Annotated in this window: 17 protein-coding genes; 10 read left to right on the top strand and 7 right to left on the bottom strand. The window is 71.5% G+C overall.

Annotated elements, in window-relative coordinates:
- Positions 1-124: 124 nt before the first annotated feature.
- From ACIRVH_RS07200 to ACIRVH_RS07190, 3 genes are read right to left on the bottom strand one after another with little or no spacing between them, the layout of a single operon-like run.
- Positions 125-1,099 carry an ABC transporter permease gene (locus ACIRVH_RS07200; protein WP_403949041.1) on the bottom strand — a complete coding sequence of 325 codons (975 nt, stop codon included), beginning with the start codon at positions 1,097-1,099 and terminating at the stop codon, positions 125-127.
- Positions 1,092-2,132, bottom strand: a complete 1,041-nt coding sequence (locus ACIRVH_RS07195) for an ABC transporter permease (protein WP_403949038.1) — start codon at positions 2,130-2,132, stop codon at positions 1,092-1,094. The genes ACIRVH_RS07200 and ACIRVH_RS07195 overlap by 8 nt, the downstream gene beginning before the upstream one ends.
- Positions 2,129-3,646, bottom strand: coding sequence for a sugar ABC transporter ATP-binding protein (locus tag ACIRVH_RS07190; protein WP_403949037.1), 1,518 nt, complete (start codon positions 3,644-3,646; stop codon positions 2,129-2,131). Before ACIRVH_RS07190 ends, ACIRVH_RS07195 begins: the two co-directional genes overlap by 4 nt.
- Positions 3,647-3,907: 261 nt before the next feature.
- Between ACIRVH_RS07190 and rhaI the strand changes: the two genes are divergently transcribed.
- From rhaI to ACIRVH_RS07155, 7 genes are all read left to right on the top strand, one after another.
- Positions 3,908-5,068: an L-rhamnose isomerase gene (gene rhaI, locus ACIRVH_RS07185; protein WP_403949034.1), complete on the top strand. Its 1,161-nt coding sequence runs from the start codon at positions 3,908-3,910 to the stop codon at positions 5,066-5,068.
- A 111-nt stretch (positions 5,069-5,179) separates the two neighbouring features.
- The gene (locus ACIRVH_RS07180; protein ID WP_403949031.1) at positions 5,180-7,219 is read left to right on the top strand and encodes a bifunctional aldolase/short-chain dehydrogenase; all 2,040 of its coding nucleotides are present in this window, start codon (positions 5,180-5,182) and stop codon (positions 7,217-7,219) included.
- A complete protein-coding gene (locus ACIRVH_RS07175) occupies positions 7,216-8,679 on the top strand; it encodes a rhamnulokinase family protein (RefSeq protein WP_403949028.1) in 1,464 nt (487 codons plus the stop codon). Before ACIRVH_RS07180 ends, ACIRVH_RS07175 begins: the two co-directional genes overlap by 4 nt.
- Positions 8,680-8,751: 72 nt before the next feature.
- A complete protein-coding gene (locus ACIRVH_RS07170) occupies positions 8,752-9,507 on the top strand; it encodes a (Fe-S)-binding protein (protein ID WP_403949026.1) in 756 nt (251 codons plus the stop codon).
- Positions 9,504-10,982 (top strand): LutB/LldF family L-lactate oxidation iron-sulfur protein, encoded by a 1,479-nt coding sequence (locus ACIRVH_RS07165; protein ID WP_403949024.1) that lies wholly within the window; start codon positions 9,504-9,506, stop codon positions 10,980-10,982. Before ACIRVH_RS07170 ends, ACIRVH_RS07165 begins: the two co-directional genes overlap by 4 nt.
- Positions 10,979-11,608 carry a lactate utilization protein C gene (locus ACIRVH_RS07160; RefSeq protein WP_403949022.1) on the top strand — a complete coding sequence of 210 codons (630 nt, stop codon included), beginning with the start codon at positions 10,979-10,981 and terminating at the stop codon, positions 11,606-11,608. Before ACIRVH_RS07165 ends, ACIRVH_RS07160 begins: the two co-directional genes overlap by 4 nt.
- A 57-nt stretch (positions 11,609-11,665) precedes the next feature.
- Positions 11,666-12,820 (top strand): betaine/proline/choline family ABC transporter ATP-binding protein, encoded by a 1,155-nt coding sequence (locus tag ACIRVH_RS07155; RefSeq protein WP_403949019.1) that lies wholly within the window; start codon positions 11,666-11,668, stop codon positions 12,818-12,820.
- 9 nt (positions 12,821-12,829) lie between these two features.
- Here the strand turns inward: ACIRVH_RS07155 and ACIRVH_RS07150 are convergent, their stop codons facing one another.
- The 4 genes from ACIRVH_RS07150 to ACIRVH_RS07135 all read right to left on the bottom strand — a co-directional run bounded on the left by ACIRVH_RS07150 (position 12,830) and on the right by ACIRVH_RS07135 (position 15,763).
- Positions 12,830-13,768 (bottom strand): ABC transporter substrate-binding protein, encoded by a 939-nt coding sequence (locus ACIRVH_RS07150; protein WP_403949017.1) that lies wholly within the window; start codon positions 13,766-13,768, stop codon positions 12,830-12,832.
- Positions 13,765-14,436 carry an ABC transporter permease gene (locus ACIRVH_RS07145; protein WP_403949015.1) on the bottom strand — a complete coding sequence of 224 codons (672 nt, stop codon included), beginning with the start codon at positions 14,434-14,436 and terminating at the stop codon, positions 13,765-13,767. Before ACIRVH_RS07145 ends, ACIRVH_RS07150 begins: the two co-directional genes overlap by 4 nt.
- Positions 14,433-15,113: an ABC transporter permease gene (locus tag ACIRVH_RS07140; RefSeq protein ID WP_403949014.1), complete on the bottom strand. Its 681-nt coding sequence runs from the start codon at positions 15,111-15,113 to the stop codon at positions 14,433-14,435. Before ACIRVH_RS07140 ends, ACIRVH_RS07145 begins: the two co-directional genes overlap by 4 nt.
- A gap of 77 nt (positions 15,114-15,190) precedes the next feature.
- Entirely contained in the window at positions 15,191-15,763 is a 573-nt protein-coding gene (locus tag ACIRVH_RS07135; RefSeq protein ID WP_403949012.1) for a TetR/AcrR family transcriptional regulator, read from the bottom strand.
- A 154-nt stretch (positions 15,764-15,917) separates the two neighbouring features.
- Here ACIRVH_RS07135 and ACIRVH_RS07130 point away from each other — a divergent pair, with 154 nt between their 5' ends.
- From ACIRVH_RS07130 to ACIRVH_RS07120, 3 genes are all read left to right on the top strand, one after another.
- On the top strand, positions 15,918-16,775 hold the full coding sequence (locus tag ACIRVH_RS07130) for an AAA family ATPase (protein ID WP_403949009.1): 858 nt from the start codon (positions 15,918-15,920) through the stop codon (positions 16,773-16,775).
- Positions 16,772-18,121: a VWA domain-containing protein gene (locus tag ACIRVH_RS07125; protein WP_403949006.1), complete on the top strand. Its 1,350-nt coding sequence runs from the start codon at positions 16,772-16,774 to the stop codon at positions 18,119-18,121. Before ACIRVH_RS07130 ends, ACIRVH_RS07125 begins: the two co-directional genes overlap by 4 nt.
- Before the next feature lie 122 nt (positions 18,122-18,243).
- Positions 18,244-19,218: a pyridoxal-phosphate dependent enzyme gene (locus ACIRVH_RS07120; RefSeq protein ID WP_403949004.1), complete on the top strand. Its 975-nt coding sequence runs from the start codon at positions 18,244-18,246 to the stop codon at positions 19,216-19,218.
- Positions 19,219-19,248 lie beyond the last annotated feature (30 nt).

Genomic DNA, 19,248 nt, shown 5'->3' with positions numbered 1-19,248 from the left:
CCCAAAAGGGGCGCGGGGCTGTGTTGATTTGCGGCTCCGCCGCGATGGGGGTTCCCCCTGTCCGAGCGAAGCCGAGAACTTGGGGGAGCGACCAGCCACAACGGGCTCGTAGCGTGCGAACGGCCTATCCAGCTGAACTGGCTGCCCTCGCGACAGAAATCTGCCGAGCGGTCCGAGGCCCGAGCACGGACACGACAAGCAGCACACCGGTCACAACAATCTGCGACTGCGCGGAGACATTCAGCAGGCTCATCACGTTCTGCAGCGCACCGAGCAGAAACACCCCGGCGATGGCACCGCCCAACGTGCCTTTGCCCCCGTCGAAGTCGATACCGCCGAGCAGCACAGCCGCGACGACGGAGAGTTCGAGCCCTGTGGCGTTGTCGTACCGCGCGCTGGCGTAGTGAAGCGCCCAGAAGATGCCAGTGAGAGACGCCATCAGCCCGGTCACCGTGAAGAGGATCAACTTGTGCCTCTTGACTCGGATGCCGGCGAACCGAGCCGCCTCCTCATTCGCACCGATCGCGAACAACGACCGCCCGAACGGGGTTGCGTGCAGGACGACCACGGCGATCGCGAGCAGCACGAGGAAGGGCAGGAAGGCCTGCGGGATGAACGTGTTCCCGATCCGCCCCGCCGCGAAGTCCAGGTACTGCGTGGGAAAGTCGGTCACCGCGTCCGAGCCGAGCACGATCTGCGCGATGCCCCGGTAGGCGGCGAGCGTGCCGATGGTGACGGCGAGGGAGGGCAGTCCGAGCCGGGTGACGAGGAGGCCGTTGGCCAGCCCGCACACCACGCCGAGCAGGAGACAGATCGGAATGATCGTCTCGATGGCCATGCCCTCGTTCCAGAGCTTGCCCATCACCGCGCCCGACAGACCGGCCGTCGAGGCCACGGACAGGTCGATCTCTCCGGCCACCACCAGGAGGGTCATCGGCAGGGCGATCAGGGCGATCGGCAGCGTGTTGCCGATCAGGAACGACAGGTTCAGGGCGTTCCCGAAGCCGTCGACCGTGCCGAACGACACCAGCAACAGGAGGACCAGGAGCGCGCCGACCACCGTGTCCCAGCGGACCGCGCGGGTGAGGGACTCAGGCATGGCGGGCCTTCCTCTTCTTCAGGGCGGCGGCCACCCGCAGCGCGACGATCCGGTCGACGGCGATGGCGAGGACCAGCAGGACACCGTTGATGGCGAGCACCCAGACGGAGCTGACGCCGAGGGCGGGCAGCACGCTGTTGATCGAGGTGAGCAGCAGTCCACCGAGGGCGGCCCCGTAGACGCTGCCGGAGCCGCCGGTGAAGGCGACGCCGCCGACCACGACCGCGCTGACGACGGTGAGTTCGTAGCCGTTGCCGGTGCCGGAGTCGACGTTGCCGAACCGGGCCAGGTACAGGGCGCCGGCGAGTCCGGCCAATGCACCGCAGAGGGTGTAGGCGGCCAGGATGCGCTTGCGGACGGGGATGCCGGCGAGGCGGGCAGCCTCCGGGTTGGAGCCGAGCGCGTACAGCTCACGCCCGCTGCCGAAGTGTCTGAGGTAGTAGGCGGTGGCGACGAGGACGGCGAGGGCGATCAGGGCCGGCCAGGGGATCGCCGAGAGTCCGCCGGAGCCGAAGTCCACGAATCCGCCGGGGAGATCGGCCGCGGTGATCTGCCGGGAGCCGACCCAGATCGAGTCGATGCCGCGGATGATGTAGAGGGTGCCGAGGGTGACGACGAGCGCGGGCACCTGGCCGAGGCTCACGAGCAGGCCGTTGAGGAGCCCGCAGCCGACGCCGAGCAGGACGGCGAGGGCGATGGCGACGACGGGGTTCCCGTCTCCGTGGAGGTAGCTGCCGGCCGCGAAGGCGCTGATGCCGAGGGTGGAGCCGACGGACAGGTCGACGTTCCTCGTGATCACCACCAGGGACTGGCCGGTGGCGACCAGCACCAGGATCGTGGCGTTCAGCAGCAGGTCCTTGATGCCCTGCTCGGACAGGAACTCGCTGTTGCCCGCCTGGGTCACCGCGATCATCACCAGGAAGACGACCAGGATGGCGAGTTCGCGCATCTTGAAGACGCGGTCGACCAGGCGGGTGCCGCTGGACCCCGGCACCTCGGCGGGCGGTGCGTGGTCGGGTGCGGTCACCGTCATGCGGCGGCCCTCCCGGTGGCTGCGGCCATCACGGTTTCCTCGGTGGCTTCGGAGCGGGGGATCTCGGCGGTGATCCGGCCCTCGTGCATCACCAGCACGCGGTCGGCCATGCCGAGGACCTCGGGCAGATCGGAGGAGACCATCAGGACGGCGACCCCGTCGGCGGCGAGCCGGGACAGCAACCGGTGGACCTCGGCCTTGGTGCCGACGTCGATGCCGCGGGTGGGCTCGTCCACGATCAGCACCTTCGGGCCGGTGGCCAGCCACTTGGCGAGGACGACCTTCTGCTGGTTGCCGCCGGAGAGGGTGGAGACGGCGTCGGCGATCCGGGCGTACTTCACCTGGAGCTTCACCGCCCAGTCGAGGGAGCGGCTGCGTTCGGCGCCACGGTCCACCAGCCCGGCCTTCACCGTCGTACGCAGCCCGGTGAGGCCGATGTTGCGTTCGATGGACATGTCCATCACCAGGCCCTGCGCGCGCCGGTCCTCGGGGACCAGGGCGAGTCCGGCGGCCATCGCGGTGGAGGGCGCGCCGTTGGTGAGTCTGCGACCGTCGACCTCGACCTCCCCCGCGTCCCAGCGGTCGACGCCGAAGACCGCGCGGGCGACCTCGGTGCGACCCGCACCGACGAGCCCGGCGAGGCCGACGATCTCGCCGCGCCGGACCTCGAAGGAGACGTCGGTGAAGACGCCCTCGCGGGTCAGCCGGCGCACGCTCAGGGCGACCTGGCCGGGTGTGACGTCCAGCTTGGGGTACAGCTCGTCCAGGTCGCGGCCGACCATGCGGCGGACCAGGTCGTCCTCGGTCATGCCGTCCAGGGGCTCGTCGGCGATCAGAGCCCCGTCCCGCAGCGTCGTCACCCGCCGGCAGATCTGGAAGATCTCCTCCAGCCGGTGGGAGATGAACAGGACGGCGGCGCCCTGTTCGCGCAGGGTGCTCACGACGCCGAAGAGGCGGGCGACCTCGCTGCCGGTCAGGGCGGCCGTGGGCTCGTCCATGATCAGAACGCGGGCGTCGAAGGAGAGGGCCTTGGCGATCTCCACGATCTGCTGGTCGGCGATCGACAGACCCCGGGCCGGGCGGTCGGGGTCGAGATCCACGCCGAGCCGCCGCATCAGGGCCGCGGTGGCCGCGTGCGTGGCCTTGTGATCGATCCGGCCGAGGGCACGGCGGGGCTGGCGGCCCATGAAGATGTTCTCGGCGATCGACAGGTCGGGGAAGAGGGTCGGTTCCTGGTAGATCACGGCGATACCGGCGTCGCGGGCGTCACCGGGGCCGTGGAAGACGACGGGCTCGCCGTCGAGCAGCACCTGACCGGCGTCCGGTCGGTGCACGCCGGCGAGCGTCTTGATCAGGGTCGACTTGCCCGCGCCGTTCTCGCCGGCGAGGGCGTGCACCTCGCCGGGCATCAGCTCCAGGGAGACGCCGCGTAGGGCGCGTACGGCGCCGAAGGACTTGGACACGCCCCTCAGGGCCAGCACCGGGGCCGGTCCCGGGTCAGGCGGGTGGGTCATGGATGGCTCCTCGACGACGCCCGCGGCGGTCCCCACGGTGCCGTGAAAGGTTTCAACTGGATGGCCGGGACGTTAGGCATCCCGGCCATGTCACGTCAATGGGTCCGTGTCGAAAAGATTTCGATAGCCGAAGTTCACGGCCGAGTCACGGGAAACAGGGTTGGCCAGAGCGCTTGACACCCCTCGGGAGGGCTCATAGCTTGCCGTTCTGAATCGTTTCACACGTTCCGTCGTTCGACCGGACCCCACAGGAGCCCTCAAGTGACCGACCTCGCCGCGGTGAAGGCCGCGCTCAAGACCCAGGCCGTCGAGACACCGTCGTGGGCGTACGGGAACTCGGGGACGCGGTTCAAGGTGTTCGCCCAGCGAGGCGTGCCACGCGATCCGCAGGAGAAGCTGGCGGACGCGGCACAGGTGCACGCGCTCACCGGCGTGACCCCGACCGTCGCCCTGCACATCCCCTGGGACAGGGTCGAGGACTACGCGGCCCTGGCGAAGTCCGCCGAGGAGCGTGGGCTGAAGCTCGGCGCGATCAACTCCAACACCTTCCAGGACGACGACTACAAGCTCGGCAGCATCTGTCATCCGGAGGCGGCGGTGCGCCGTAAGGCCGTCGATCATCTGCTGGAGTGCGTCGACATCATGGACGCGACGGGCTCCGCCGATCTCAAGCTGTGGTTCGCCGACGGTACCAACTATCCAGGGCAGGACGACGTACGGGCGCGGCAGGACCGGCTCACCGAGGGGCTCTCCGAGGTGTACGCGCGACTCGGGGACGGGCAGCGGATATTGCTGGAGTACAAGCTCTTCGAGCCGGCGTTCTACACGACCGACGTCCCGGACTGGGGTACGGCGTACGCCCACTGTCTGAAGCTCGGGCCCAAGGCGCAGGTCGTGGTGGACACGGGGCACCATGCGCCCGGGACCAACATCGAGTTCATCGTCGCCACGCTGCTCAGGGAGGGGAAGCTCGGAGGGTTCGACTTCAACTCGCGGTTCTACGCGGATGACGACCTGATGGTGGGGGCCGCTGATCCGTTCCAGCTGTTCCGGATCATGTACGAGGTCGTGCGTGGGGGTGGGTTCACCTCCGAGGTCGCGTTCATGCTCGACCAGTGCCACAACATCGAAGCGAAGATCCCGGCGATCATCCGGTCGGTGATGAATGTGCAGGAGGCTACGGCGAAGGCTCTGCTCGTCGACCGGTCGGCGTTGGCCGCGGCGCAGGTCTCCGGTGATGTGCTGGGCGCCAATGCCGTGTTGATGGATGCGTACAACACGGATGTGCGGCCGTTGCTTCGTGAGGTGCGGGAGGAGATGGGGCTGGATCCCGAGCCGATTGCTGCTTACCAGCGGTCCGGGTGGGCCGAGAAGATCGTTGCCGAGCGGGTGGGAGGAGAGCAGGCCGGTTGGGGCGCGTAAGCATCTGCCGGGATCTGTTTCGTCGCGGGGTGCGGGCCGTGTGTGGCTGGTCGCGCAGTTCCCCGCGCCCCTTTCGATACTCGCCCTCTTCTGAAATAAGGACTGCATCTCATGGCGACCCATCCTGAAGCCGCTGCCCTGCTGGCTCGCTCCCACCGGCTCGGCTCCGATCCCCGTACCACCAACTACGCCGGCGGAAACGCCTCCGCCAAGGGCACCGACACCGACCCCGTCACCGGCGGTGACGTCGAGCTGATGTGGGTGAAGGGGTCCGGTGGAGACCTCGGCACGCTCACCGAGGCGGGGCTCGCCGTGCTGCGGCTGGACCGGCTGCGGGCGCTCGTCGACGTCTACCCCGGGGTGGAGCGCGAGGACGAGATGGTCGCCGCCTTCGACTACTGCCTGCACGGCAAGGGCGGGGCGGCTCCCTCCATCGACACCGCCATGCACGGGCTGCTCGACGCCCCGCATGTCGATCATCTGCATCCCGACTCGGGCATCGCGCTCGCCTGCGCCGCCGACGGGGAGAAGCTGACCGCCGAGTGCTTCGGGGACAGTGTGGTGTGGGTGCCGTGGCGGCGGCCCGGGTTCCAGCTGGGGCTGGACATCGCCGCGTTCAAGGAGGCCAACCCGCAGGCCGTCGGATGCGTCCTCGGCGGACACGGGATCACCGCCTGGGGCTCGACGTCCGAGGAGTGCGAGCGGAACTCTCTGCACATCATCCGCACCGCCGAGGCCTTCCTGGAGGAGAAGGGGAAGGCGGAGCCGTTCGGGCCCGCCATCGAGGGGTACGGGGCGCTGCCCGAGAGCGAGCGGCGGGAGCGGGCCGCCGCCCTCGCGCCGTACGTACGGGCCCTCGCCTCCCAGGACAAGCCGCAGGTCGGGCACTTCAACGACTCCGAGGTCGTTCTCGACTTCATGGCGCGGGCCGAGCATCCCCGGCTCGCCGCACTGGGCACCTCCTGCCCCGACCACTTCCTGCGCACCAAGGTACGACCGCTGGTGCTGGACCTCGCGCCGAGCGCGCCCCTGGAGGAAGCCATCACCCGGCTGAAGGAGCTGCACGCCACCTACCGCGAGGAGTACGCCGCCTACTACCGGCGGCATGCGCTGCCCGACTCCCCCGCCCTGCGCGGCGCCGACCCGGCGATCGTGCTGATTCCCGGCGTGGGCATGTTCTCCTTCGGCAAGGACAAGCAGACCGCCCGGGTGGCCGGTGAGTTCTACGTCAACGCGATCAACGTGATGCGTGGGGCCGAGGCCGTGTCCACGTACGCGCCGATCGAGGAGTCGGAGAAGTTCCGCATCGAGTACTGGGCCCTTGAGGAGGCCAAGCTCCAGCGGATGCCGAAGCCGAAGCCGCTGGCCACCCGGGTGGCCCTCGTGACCGGGGCGGGCAGCGGGATCGGGAAGGCGATCGCGCACCGGCTCGTGGCCGAGGGGGCGTGTGTCGTCGTCGCCGATCTGGGCGGCGAGAACGCGTCCGCCGTGGCGGAGGAACTGGGCGGACCCGACAAGGCCGTCGCCGTCACCGTGGACGTGACGGACGAGGCGCAGATCGCCGACGCCTTCAGGGCCGCCACGCTCGCCTTCGGCGGCATCGACCTGGTGGTGAACAACGCCGGCATCTCCATCTCCAAGCCGCTGCTGGAGACTTCGGCCAGGGACTGGGACCTCCAGCACGACATCATGGCCCGTGGTTCCTTCCTCGTCTCGCGGGAAGCGGCTCGCGTGATGATCGCGCAGGGGCTGGGCGGGGACATCGTCTACATCGCGTCGAAGAACGCCGTCTTCGCGGGACCGAACAACATCGCCTACTCCGCCACCAAGGCCGACCAGGCCCATCAGGTGCGGCTGCTGGCAGCCGAGTTGGGTGAGCACGGGATCCGGGTGAACGGGGTCAACCCGGACGGTGTCGTGCGGGGGTCCGGGATCTTCGCGGGCGGCTGGGGTGCTCGGCGGGCCGCCGTGTACGGAGTGCCGGAGGAGAAGCTGGGCGAATTCTACGCGCAGCGGACCATCCTGAAGCGGGAGGTGCTGCCGGAGCATGTGGCGAACGCGGTGTTCGCGCTCACCGGCGGGGACCTCACGCACACCACCGGGCTGCACATCCCGGTCGACGCGGGTGTGGCGGCCGCGTTCCTTCGATGAGCGCGGGCGTGAAGTCGTACGCCGCCGTCGATCTGGGCGCGTCCAGCGGGCGCGTGATGGTCGGGCGGGTCGGGTACGACGCGCTGGAGCTGAGCGAGGCGCACCGGTTCCCGAACCGGCCGGTGCGGGTGCCGGAGGGGCTGCGCTGGGACGTCCTCGCGCTGTACGCCGGTGTGCTGGACGGGCTGCGGGCGGCCGGTGCCCACTGCGGTGGACGACTCGACTCCGTCGGCATCGACAGCTGGGCCGTGGACCACGGCCTGCTGGACGCCGACGGGGCCCTGCTGGGCAACCCGGTGCACTACCGCGACGCCCGCACCGAGGGCGTCGCGGAGAAGGTGTGGGCGAGCGTGCCGGCCGCCGAGCTGTACGCGGCGACCGGGTTGCAGTACGCCCCCTTCAACACGCTGTACCAGCTCACGGCGGCCCGCTCGACCGCCCAGTTCGCCCACGCGCGGCGGCTGTTGCTCGTCCCGGACCTGCTGACGTACTGGCTGACCGGCGAGCAGGGCACCGAGCTGACCAACGCGTCCACGACCCAGCTGATCGATCCCCGGACGCGCACATGGTCGTACGACGTCGCCGAGCGGCTGGGGATCGACCTCGGGCTGTTCGCACCGCTGCGGCAGCCGGGTGATCCGGCGGGTGTGCTGCGGGCGGCGGTGCTGGAGGAGACGGGGCTCACGGGTCCGGTGCCGGTGACGGCCGTCGGGTCGCACGACACCGCTTCGGCGGTGGCCGCGGTACCGGCCTCCGGTGAGCGCTTCGCCTACATCTGCACCGGCACCTGGTCCCTGGCCGGCCTGGAGCTGGACGCGCCGGTGCTCACCGAGGAGAGCCGGGCCGCGAACTTCACCAATGAGCTGGGGCTCGACGGCACGGTCCGCTATCTGCGCAACATCATGGGGCTGTGGCTGCTCCAGGAGTGCGTACGGGCCTGGGGGGAGCCCGATCTGGGGCTGTTGCTGCGCGAGGCCGCCGGCGTGCCGACGCTGCGGTCGGTCGTCGACGCGGGGGACGAGGCCTTTCTGGCTCCGGGGCGGATGCCGGAGCGGATCGCCGAGGCGTGCCGGGCGTCGGGGCAGCCGGTGCCCGGTACGCGGGCCGAGATCACACGGTGCATCCTCGACTCGCTGGCCCTCGCCCACCGTAGGGCCGTCGAGGACGCGCAGCGGCTGGCCGGCCATCCGGTGGACGTCGTGTACGTCGTCGGGGGCGGAACGCGTAACGCGCTGCTGTGTCAGCTGACGGCCGACGCGTGCGGGTTGCCGGTGGTGGCGGGCGCCACGGAGGCGGCCGCCCTCGGCAACATCCTCGTACAGGCCCGCACCCACGGGCTGGTCGGTGACCTCGACGGCATGCGCCGGCTGCTCACCCGTACCCAGCCGCTGACCCGGTACGCGCCACGGGGCGACACGGCGCGCTGGCGGGAGGCCCAGGCCCGGCTCGCCGCGCGGTGAGTCGCCCTCTGCCCCCGGCGGTGTCCGCCCATTACCCTGCACTCGTCCGATGACCGACCGCGAGGAGCCGCGATGCGTGTCGCCCTGTTCCTGACCTGTGTCAACGACACGCTCTATCCGGACACCGGCCGAGCGGTGGTGAAACTGCTGACCAGGCTGGGTGTCGAGGTCGACTTCCCGATGGCACAGACGTGTTGCGGGCAGGCGCACTACAACACCGGCTATCGGCATGAGGCGGAGCCCCTGGCCCGGCATTTCTCCGATGTCTTCGGGGAGTACGAGGCCGTCGTCACCCCGTCCGGGTCGTGCGCGGCGATGGTGCGGGAGCTGTATCCGAGGATGGGTGAGCGGGCGCGGGCCGAGGGGCGCGGCGACGACCTCGCCCGGACGCTGGCGCCCGTGGTCCCCAGGACCTACGAACTGACGGAGTTCCTGGTGGACGTGCTGGGCGTGACGGACGTGGGCGCCTACTACCCGCGCAAGGTCACCTACCATCCGACCTGCCACGGCCTGCGCGGTCTCGGGCTCGGCGACCGGCCCCGACGGCTCCTGCAGGCTGTCGAGGGGCTGGAGTTGGCGGAGCTGCCGGGGGCCGATGAGTGCTGCGGGTTCGGCGGGACCTTCGCGCTGAAGAACTCCGAGGTCTCGGCGGCGATGGGCACCGACAAGGTCCGCAACGCGGAGTCGACCGGCGCCGAGGTGCTGTGCGCGGCCGACAACTCCTGTCTGATGCACATCGGCGGGACCATGACCCGGCTCGAGGTGGACATGCGGCCGGTCCACATCGCTGAGATCCTGGCGAGCACGGAGGAGGAACCGGCGGTATGAGCGGGACGTTCGTCGGCATGCCGGCCTTTCCGAAGGCGGCGCACGATGCCGTGGGCAACCAGACCCTGCGCGGCAATCTCCGCCACGCCACGCACACCATCCGCGCCAAACGGGCCAAGGCGGTCGCCGAGTTGTCCGACTGGGCGGAGCTGAGGGAGGCGGGCCGGGCCGTCAAGGACCACACCCTGCGCCATCTGGACCGCTATCTGGTGCAGTTGGAGGAGGCGATCACGGCCGCCGGGGGCACGGTCCACTGGGCGGCGGACGCCGACGAGGCCAACCGGATCGTCGCCGGACTCGTCCGGGCCACCGGCGAGTCGGAGGTCGTCAAGGTCAAGTCCATGGCCACGCAGGAGATCGGTCTCAACGAGGCCCTGGAGGCGGAGGGCATCCGCGCCTACGAGACCGATCTCGCCGAGCTGATCGTGCAGTTGGGCAAGGACCGGCCCTCGCACATCCTGGTCCCGGCCATCCACCGCAACCGGGGCGAGATCCGGGACATCTTCCGCAAGGAGATGGGCGAGTGGGGCCGTCCCGCCCCCGAAGGCCTCACCGACACGCCCGCCGAACTCGCCGAGGCCGCACGGCTGCACCTGCGGGAGAAGTTCCTGCGCGCCAAGGTCGGCATCTCCGGCGCCAACTTCATGGTCGCCGAGACCGGAACGCTGGTGGTCGTGGAGTCCGAGGGCAACGGCCGGATGTGCCTCACCCTCCCGGAGACCCTGATCTCGGTCGTCGGCATCGAGAAGATCGTGCCCACCTGGCGCGACCTGGAAGTCTTCCTGCAGACCCTCCCCCGCTCCTCCACGGCCGAGCGCATGAACCCGTACACGAGCATGTGGACGGGCACGACGGACGAGGACGGACCGCGGGCCTTCCACCTGGTCCTGCTCGACAACGGCCGCACCGACACCCTCGCCGACCGGGTCGGCCGCCAGGCGCTGCGCTGCATCCGCTGCTCGGCCTGCCTGAACGTGTGCCCGGTGTACGAGCGGGCGGGCGGGCACGCGTACGGCTCGGTCTACCCGGGCCCGATCGGGGCGATCCTGAGCCCTCAACTCCGGGGCACGGCCAGCGAGATCGACGCCTCGCTGCCGTACGCGTCGTCGCTCTGCGGCGCCTGCTACGAGGTCTGCCCCGTCGCCATCGACATCCCCGAGGTGCTGGTGCATCTGCGGGAGCGGGTCGTGGAGGGCGGTCCGGCCGTCCGGGAGGGCAACAGGGTGGTGCTGAAGCCCGCGAAGGGGCATGCGGCGGAGCGGGCGGCCATGCGGGCGGCCCGCTGGGCGTTCGCGCATCCGGGGGCGTTGCGGGCAGGGCAGCGGATCGCTTCGCGGACCCGCCGGCTGCACCCCCGCACCCTTCCGGGCCCGGGCAGGGCGTGGACCGGCACCCGGGACCTGCCTCCGGTGCCCACGGAACCCTTCCGCGACTGGTGGCAGCGGACGCACGGCGGAAAGGGCGGCGCCAAGTGAGCAGCAGGGAAAGGATCCTGGGCCGGGTGCGGCGCGCGCTCGCGGACGTGACGCCGGACGACGAGGCCGTCCCGCGCACGTACCTCACCAAGCACGGCGAGCGAAGTGTCGAGCAGACCGTGGAGCTGCTGGCGGAGAACCTGGCGGACTATCGGGCGATCGTGCACCGCTGCACGGAGGACGAACTCCCGTCCCTGATCGCCCGGTTGCTCACGGACCGGAAGGCGGGCTCGGTGCTGGTGCCGCCGGGGCTGACGGAGAGCTGGCTCGCGGAGGCGGACGTGACGCGGGTCGCCGACCGGGCCGACAGCACGCCGCACGAGCTGGACCGCGTGGACAGCGTGGTCACGGCCTGTGCGGTGGCGATCGCCGAAACCGGCACGATCGTGCTGGACGGCGGCCCGGACCAGGGCCGGCGCCGGATCAGCCTCGTCCCCGACCACCACATCTGTGTGGTGCGGGTGCCCGGCCAGGTGGTCTCCTCGGTCCCGCAGGCCCTCGCACGCCTCTCCCCCACCCGCCCGCTGACCTGGATCTCCGGCCCGTCGGCCACGAGCGACATCGAACTGGACCGGGTCGAGGGCGTGCACGGCCCCCGCACCCTGGAGGTCGTCCTCCTGGGCTGACACTCCGCCACCCTCCCCTTGGCGCGACAGCGCGAGCGGTCCCGCTAGCGTGAGGGAATGATCCGGTTCGAGCAGGTCACCAAGCGGTATCCGGACGGTACGACGGCCGTGGACGGCCTCTCCTTCGAGGTGTCCGAGGGTGAACTGGTCACCCTCGTCGGTCCCTCGGGCTGCGGCAAGACGACGACCATGATGATGGTGAACCGGCTGATCGAGCCGACCTCCGGCCGGATCTTCGTGAACGGAGAGGACATCGCGCAGGTGGATCCGGTGCGGCTGCGCCGCCGGATCGGCTATGTCATCCAGCAGGTGGGCCTCTTCCCGCACCGCACGGTGCTGGACAACACGGCGACCGTGCCGGCGCTGCTCGGCTGGAAGCGGGCGAAGGCGCGGGCCAGGGCGGCCGAGCTGCTCGATCTGGTGGGCCTCGACCCGAAGACGTACGGGCCGCGCTATCCGGAGCAGCTCTCCGGCGGCCAGCGGCAGCGGGTGGGCGTGGCCCGGGCGCTCGCGGCCGATCCGCCGGTGCTGCTGATGGACGAGCCGTTCGGCGCGGTCGACCCGGTGGTACGGGAGCAGTTGCAGGACGAGTTCCTGCGGATGCAGGCCGCGGTGCGCAAGACGGTGCTGCTGGTCACGCACGACATCGAGGAGGCCGTCCGGCTCGGTGACCGTATCGCCGTCTACGGGCAGGGGCGCATCGAGCAGTTCGACACGCCGGGTGCGGTGCTCGGCTCGCCCGCCACGCCGTACGTCGCCGGGTTCGTGGGCTCCGACCGGGGGCTGAAGCGGCTGTCGGTCACCGAGATCCAGCCGGACGATCTCGAACAACCGCCGGTGGCCCGGCCGGCCGAGCCCGCCGAGCGGGCCGTGGAGCGGCTGCGGGCCGAGGGTGCCCGGTGGGCGGTGGTCCTCGACGCGCACGGCGATCTGCACGGCTGGGTCGGCATCGACGAGCTGGCCGCGGGCGGCACGGTCGGGGACCTCGCCCACCGGATGACGGCATGGGTGCCGGTGGGTGCCCCGCTGAAGCAGGCGTTCGGGGTGATGCTCCAGTACGACGCCGGGTGGGTCGCCGTGCTGGACGGGGCGCGCTTCCTGGGCGTGCTGACCCCGGCGAAGCTGCACGAGGCGCTGCGCCGCTCGGTGGACGCGGACGCCCGGGGTGTCGCGCGGGGGCAGGTGCCGTTCGACTCGGTCTCGGGCGCCTGAGGCGGGCCGTCATGTCAGCAGGCCCTTGTCCTGAAGGTAGGTACGGGCCACGTCGGCCGGCAGCCGGCGCCAGCTGTCGACCTGCCGGTTCATGTCCGCCAGGTCCGCTGTCGTGAGGACGTCGTTGAGCCTGCCCAGCGCCTTCGCCACGCCCGCACTGCCCGCGCGGGCGCGGTTGACGACCGGGACGACGTAGTCGGCGTTCTGCAGGTGCCTGTCGTCGGCGAGCAGGACCAGGCCGAACTGGTCGAGGGTGGCGTCGGTGGTGGTGGTCAGCACCATCTGGTCACGGCCGTCCTGCACGGCCCGCTTGGCCTGGGTGGTGCCGACGCCCTTGGGGTCGATCCCGGTGATGTCGATGCCGTAGACCTTCTTCAACCCCGGTTCGCAGTAGGGCCGTTGCACGCACTCGTCGCCGGCGGCGAGCCGTACCTTCAGCTTCGAGGCGCCGAGGTCGCTGAGGGTCTTGAGGTGGTGCTGCCGGGCGTAGTCGGCGGTCACCGCGAAGGCGTTCTGGTCCACCGCGCGACCGGGCGGCAGGACGGTGAGACGGGGTGCGGCGAGGTTCCGCAGGGCCTTCGTCGTGGCGTCGAGGTCAGGTGAGCCGACGGGTTTCGCGTCGGCGCCGTGGGTCTTGGCGTTCAGCCAGTCGGCGAGGGTGGCCGCGTACTCGGGCACGACGTCGATCTGGCCGGACTCCAGGGCGGGTTCGTACAGCTCCCGGTTGGCGACCGTGATGATCGAGGTCTTGTAGCCGGCCTGGTTCAGCAGCTGTGCGTACAGCTGGGCGAGCAGGTCGCTCTCGGTGAATCCGGCCGAGCCGATGGTCAGGTGGTGACTGTCGCCGGGCGATGCCGTGACCGCGCCGCGGTTCTCCAGGGACGGGCCGGTGGAGCAGGCGGTCAGGGCGAGCAGCCCGGCCACCGTGACCGCGGTGCGGCCTCTCATCGGCCGCCCCTGGCCCAGGCCGGTGCCAGGCGTTCGGCGACCTCGAAGACGGCCTCGACGATCAGTGCCAGCACGGCGACGAGGAGGGCCCCGGCGACCACCATGTGTGTGCTGGCCAGGTTGAAGCCCGCCGTGATGATCCGGCCGAGTCCGCCGCCGCCGGCGAGCGCGGCGATGGTGGCGGTCGCGACGAGCTGGACGGCGGCGATCCGCACCCCGTTGAGGACCATCGGGAGCGAAAGAGGCAGTTCCACGTGAAAGAGCATCTGCCGCCCGGTCATCCCCATGCCCCGCGCCGCCTGTACGACGCTCCGGTCGACCTCGCGCATGCCGACGTAGGCGTTGGTGAGCAGGGGCGGCACGGCGAAGAGCACGAGGGCGACCACGGTCGGGCCCTCGCCCCACTTCCCGATCGGGGTCAGCAGGAGCAGGACCAGCACCGCGAAGGTGGGGACGGCCCGGCCGACGTTGGAGATGTTGACGGCGAGCGCGCCACCCTTGCCCAGGTGTCCGAGGACCAGTGCGACGGGCAGCGCGATCAGGCAGCTGATGACCAGACAGACGACGGTGAGCACCAGGTGCTGGAGCAGCCGGTGCCGGACGCCGTCGTCGCCGGACCAGTGGGCGGGGTCGGCCAGCCAGTCCCAGGCGGCGCCGAGGGTGCTCATCCGCGGGCCGCCCTCGCCCAAGGGGTGATCAGCCACTGCACGCCGAGCAGCAGGACATCGGCGGCGACGGCGATCAGTACGCACAGCACGGACGCGGTGAGCACCTGGGCCTTGAAGTAGGTGTTCATGCCCGAGTAGATCAGGTTTCCGAGGCCGCCGAAGCCGACGATCGCACCGACCGTGACGAGGGAGACCGCCGAGACGGTCGCGATGCGCAGTCCGGCCATCGCGGCGGGCAGGGCCAGGGGCAGCTCGACGGTGAGCAGCAGCCGGATCGGACCGTAGCCGAGGCCGCGAGCCGCCTGCCGGGTCTCCTCGGGGACCGCGCGCAGCCCGGCCAGGATGTTCCGCACCAGCAGGGTGAGCGAGTAGAGCACCAGTCCCGCGACGACCAGGGTGGCCGAGAGGCCGTAGAGGGGCAGGAGCAGGGAGAACATCGCCAGCGACGGGATGGTGTAGAGGATCGTCGTCACGCCGAGCACCGGACCGGCCGTCCAGCCCCAGCGGCGGGCCAGTACCGCGAGCGGCAGAGCGATGACGAGCCCGATGAGGACCGCCGCCGACGTCAGCTGGAGGTGCTGGGCGACCGCGTCGAGGAGGATCTGGCGGCGGGTTCTCAGATAGGCGCCGCAGATCCACTCGTTGCGCGCGAGGCAGTCGTCGGGGGGCGCGGTCACGCATCCATTGCACCGGGCGGGCGAGCGGGGCGGCGCGTTGTGGTGGCCCGTACGGGGTGCGGGTCGTCCGGTGCGCGCTACCGCATTCCGGCCGCGTCCATGAGCGCGGTCACCGTCGCGGTGGCGAGTCCGTCGTCCAGGCGTTCCACCCGGGCTCCGGCGCGGGCGCTGGCGCCGTCGAAGATCAGCATCAGCTGGCGGGCGAGCAGCCCGGGGTCACGGGCGCCGCCTTCCTCCGCCTGCGTGCGGAAGGTCTCCGCGAGGCGTTCCTTGGCCACGCGGGCGACCTGGCTCGCCGGGTGCTCCGGGTCCTTCAGCTCGACCAGTACGGCCAGATAGGGGCAGCCGCGGTAGTCGGGGGCGGTGGAGGCCTTCGCCACTTGTTCGAAGACGTGCAGGATGCGCCCGCGCGGTGTCCCGGCCACCGGGTCGGCGGGCGTCAGCTGGGCCTGGTACCGGGGCAGACGTCGCTCCAGGCTCGCGGCCAGCATCTCGTCCTTGCTCTCGAAGAGCTGGTACATCGACCGCTTCGAGACGCCCGCCGTACGGCACAGCGCCTCGACGCCGATGGAGACGCCGTCGCGGTAGAAGAGCTGGTCGGCCGCGTCGAGCAGCCGGTCTCGGGGGGACGCCTTGTCCGTGGTGGCCATACGGCGAGGTTACCGTGTCCGGGATGATCGGAAACCGATCGGTATACACATCGCCGGATGCCCGAGGAATTCCGTGACAAGGAAGGTGAACAAGCGCTTAGATAGTGAGCTGACGTAGAACCGGACACAGATACCGACCCAGCCGGAGGCCCCGTTGTTCTCATCCGTCGACGACGTCTCCGCCCGCCTCGCCGAGACCGGGTATCTCGCCTCGCCCGCCGTCGCCACGACCGTCTTCCTCGCCGCCAAGCTGGGCAAGCCGCTGCTGGTGGAGGGCCCTGCAGGCGTCGGCAAGACCGAGCTGGCCAAGGCCGTCGCCCAGGTCACGGAGGCCCGGCTGATACGGCTGCAGTGCTACGAGGGCGTGGACGAGTCCCGGGCGCTGTACGAGTGGAACCACGCCAAGCAGCTGCTGCGCATCAGCGCGGGCCGCGACGAGAGCTGGGACGAGACCCGCACCGACATCTTCAGCGAGGAGTTCCTCCTCCCCCGCCCGCTGCTGACCGCGATCCGTGGCGACGAGCCGACCGTGCTGCTGATCGACGAGACCGACAAGGCCGACGTGGAGATGGAGGGCCTGCTGCTGGAGGTGCTCAGCGACTTCCAGGTCACGGTCCCCGAGATGGGCACGATCACCGCGACCCGCCGCCCCTTCGTCGTGCTCACCTCCAACGCGGGGCGCGAGCTGTCCGAGGCACTGCGCCGCCGCTGTCTGTTCCTGCACATCGGGTTCCCCGAGGAGGAGCTGGAGCGGCGGATCGTACGGCTGAAGGTGCCCGGGCTCGACGCGGCACTGGCCGAGTCGGTGGTGCGGGTGGTCGGGGCGCTGCGCGCGATGGACCTGCGCAAGGTGCCGTCGATCGCCGAGACCATCGACTGGGCGCGCACCCTGCTGGCCCTGGGCGCCGACGCCCTGGACGAGACCGTCGTACGCGACACCCTGGGCGTGATCCTCAAGCACCAGGACGACGTGCAGAAGGCCGCGGCCAAGCTGGACCTGGACGCGCTGTGAGCGGTGTCGAGGAGCGGATCACCGGTCTGGTCGGTGCGCTGCGCGCGCACGGCGTCCGGATCGGCACCGGGGAGACCGTCGACGCGGCCCTCGCCGTGGAGGCCCTCGGGTTCGCCGACCGGAACCTGCTGCGGGAGGGGCTGGCCGCGACCCTGCTGCACGGGCCGGGACAGCGGAAGGTGTTCGATCCGGTCTTCGACCTGTACTTCCCGCGCGGCGTCGGCGGTCCGGGCACGGAACAGGCGGACCGGGACGAGCTGCGTGACCGGCTCGCGGAGGCCCTGGCCGCCGACGACCAGTCGCTGATGGCCCGGCTGGCGGCCGAGGCGGTGGACGGCATGGGCGGGTACGGGAACGCGCCGGGGTCGGACGGCTGGTCGGCGTACCAGACCCTCGACCGGCTCCGCCCGCAGACCCTGCTGGCCCGGGTGCGGGCCGACATCAGGGGCCGGGACGGGGGCGCGGGGTTCGCGGACCGGCTGCTGGACGACGAGATCCGGCGCCGTATCGAGGCGTTCCGGCAGCTCGTCGCGGTGGAGGCGCGGCGCCGGGTCGCCGAGCGGCGCGGGCGGGACGAGATCGCCCGGCGGGCCGTCGCCCCGACCGCCGACCGCGTGGACTTCCTGTACGCCGGCCGGGACCAACTGGCCGAGCTGCGCAGGACGGTTCAGCCGCTGGCACGCAAGCTCGCGACCCGGCTGGCCGCGCGCCGCCGCCGTGCCGCACGCGGCACGATCGACCTGCGCCGCACCCTGCGCTCCTCGCTGTCCACGGGCGGCGTGCCGATGCGACCGGTGCTGCGCCGCCGCCGTCCGGCCAGGCCCGAACTGGTGCTGCTGTGCGATGTGTCGGGCTCGGTGTCCGGGTTCTCGGACTTCACGATGCTGCTGGTGCAGGCGCTGCACGACCAGTTCAGCAAGGTCCGGGTGTACGCCTTCGTCAACCGCCTCGACGAGGTGACCGGCCTGCTCGACCACGGCCGCGCCGACCCGGAAGGGCTCGGCGCCCGGATCCGCGCGGAGGCCACGCTCACCGGCTGGCACGGCAGCAGCGACTACGGCGTCGCCCTGGGCGAGTTCACCGAGCGGTACGGCGCCGCGGTCGGCCCGCGCACCACCGTCTTCGTCCTCGGCGACGCCCGCACCAACATGAGCGACCCGAACCTGCCCGCCGTCCGCGAACTCGCCCGGAGCGCCCGGCGCGTCTACTGGCTGAACCCCGAGCCGCGCGCCCAGTGGGGCACCGGCGACTCGGCGGCGCCCGCCTACGCCGAGCTGGTGGAGATGCACGAGTGCCGCACGGCCCGGCAGCTCGGCGCGCTGATCGGGCGGCTGCTGCCGGTGTGACGCGGGACGGCCGGACATGATCGACTGGACGTCACCGGCCGCCATGGGCTCGGCAGCCGCTCGCCATCGGCTGACCCCCCAAGCGCCATCCGCCATCCGCCCGGCAGACGAGGACGTACGACATGAGCCACCAGCCCGTGCAGCTCGGCACCTTCCCGACTCCCGTCGAACCGGCGCCCCGGCTCGCCGCCGCACTCGGGCTCGGTCCGGACGACCTGTGGGTCAAGCGGGACGACCTGACCGGCCTGGGCGGTGGCGGGAACAAGATCCGCAAGCTGGAGTGGCTCGCGGGCGCGGCGCTGGCCGAGGGCGCGGACACCCTCGTGACCACGGGCGCCGCGCAGAGCAACCACGCCCGGCTGACGGCCGCCGCGGCCGCCCGGCTGGGCCTGGACGCCGTCCTCGTACTGCGCGGCTCACCGGGGCGGTCCCGGTCCGGGAACCTAGCCCTGGACGGCCTGTTGGGGGCCCGGCTCGCCTGGGCGGGCGACGTGGACCGGGCCGGACTGGACGCCGCGGCGGCCGAGGTGTGCGCGGAGCTGCGGGCCGGCGGTGCCCGTCCCGCGCCGATCCCGTTCGGCGGGTCCAGCACGCTGGGCGCACGCGGCTATGTGCGGTGCGGCGAGGAGCTGCGCGGGCAGGTGCCCGACCTGCGGACGGCGGTGGTCGCGCTCGGCTCGGGCGGCACGATGGCGGGGCTGGTCGCCGCCCTCGGCACGGAGTCGGTGCTCGGTGTCGACGTGGGCGCGCTGGCCGACCCGGCCGCCGCCGTCGAGGAGTTCGCGGCCCCGCTCACCGCGGAGAAGGTCGTGGCGGACCGGCTGCGGGTGCGCCGGGACCAGGTGGGCAGCGGGTACGCGGCGCTGACCGGTCCGGCGGCGGAGGCGCTCCGGCTCGCCGCCCGCACCGAGGGGATCATCCTCGACCCGACCTACACCGGCCGGGCCCTGGCCGGGCTGGCCGCCGCCGTGCGGGACGGCGACGTACGGCCGGGCGAGAAGACCGTGTTCGTGCACACCGGCGGCCTGCCCGGCCTGTTCGGGCACGCGGACGCCGTCGCGTACGCCGAGGAGGGGGCCGTCCCCCACGCCCGCTGAGACACCGGCCCCCTACACGCACCCGCGCCG

Origin of the sequence: Streptomyces sp. NPDC101165, from assembly GCF_044768135.1 — a bacterium.
Taxonomy (GTDB): Bacteria; Actinomycetota; Actinomycetes; order Streptomycetales; family Streptomycetaceae; genus Streptomyces.
This window is presented reverse-complemented; position numbering and strand designations above follow the sequence as displayed.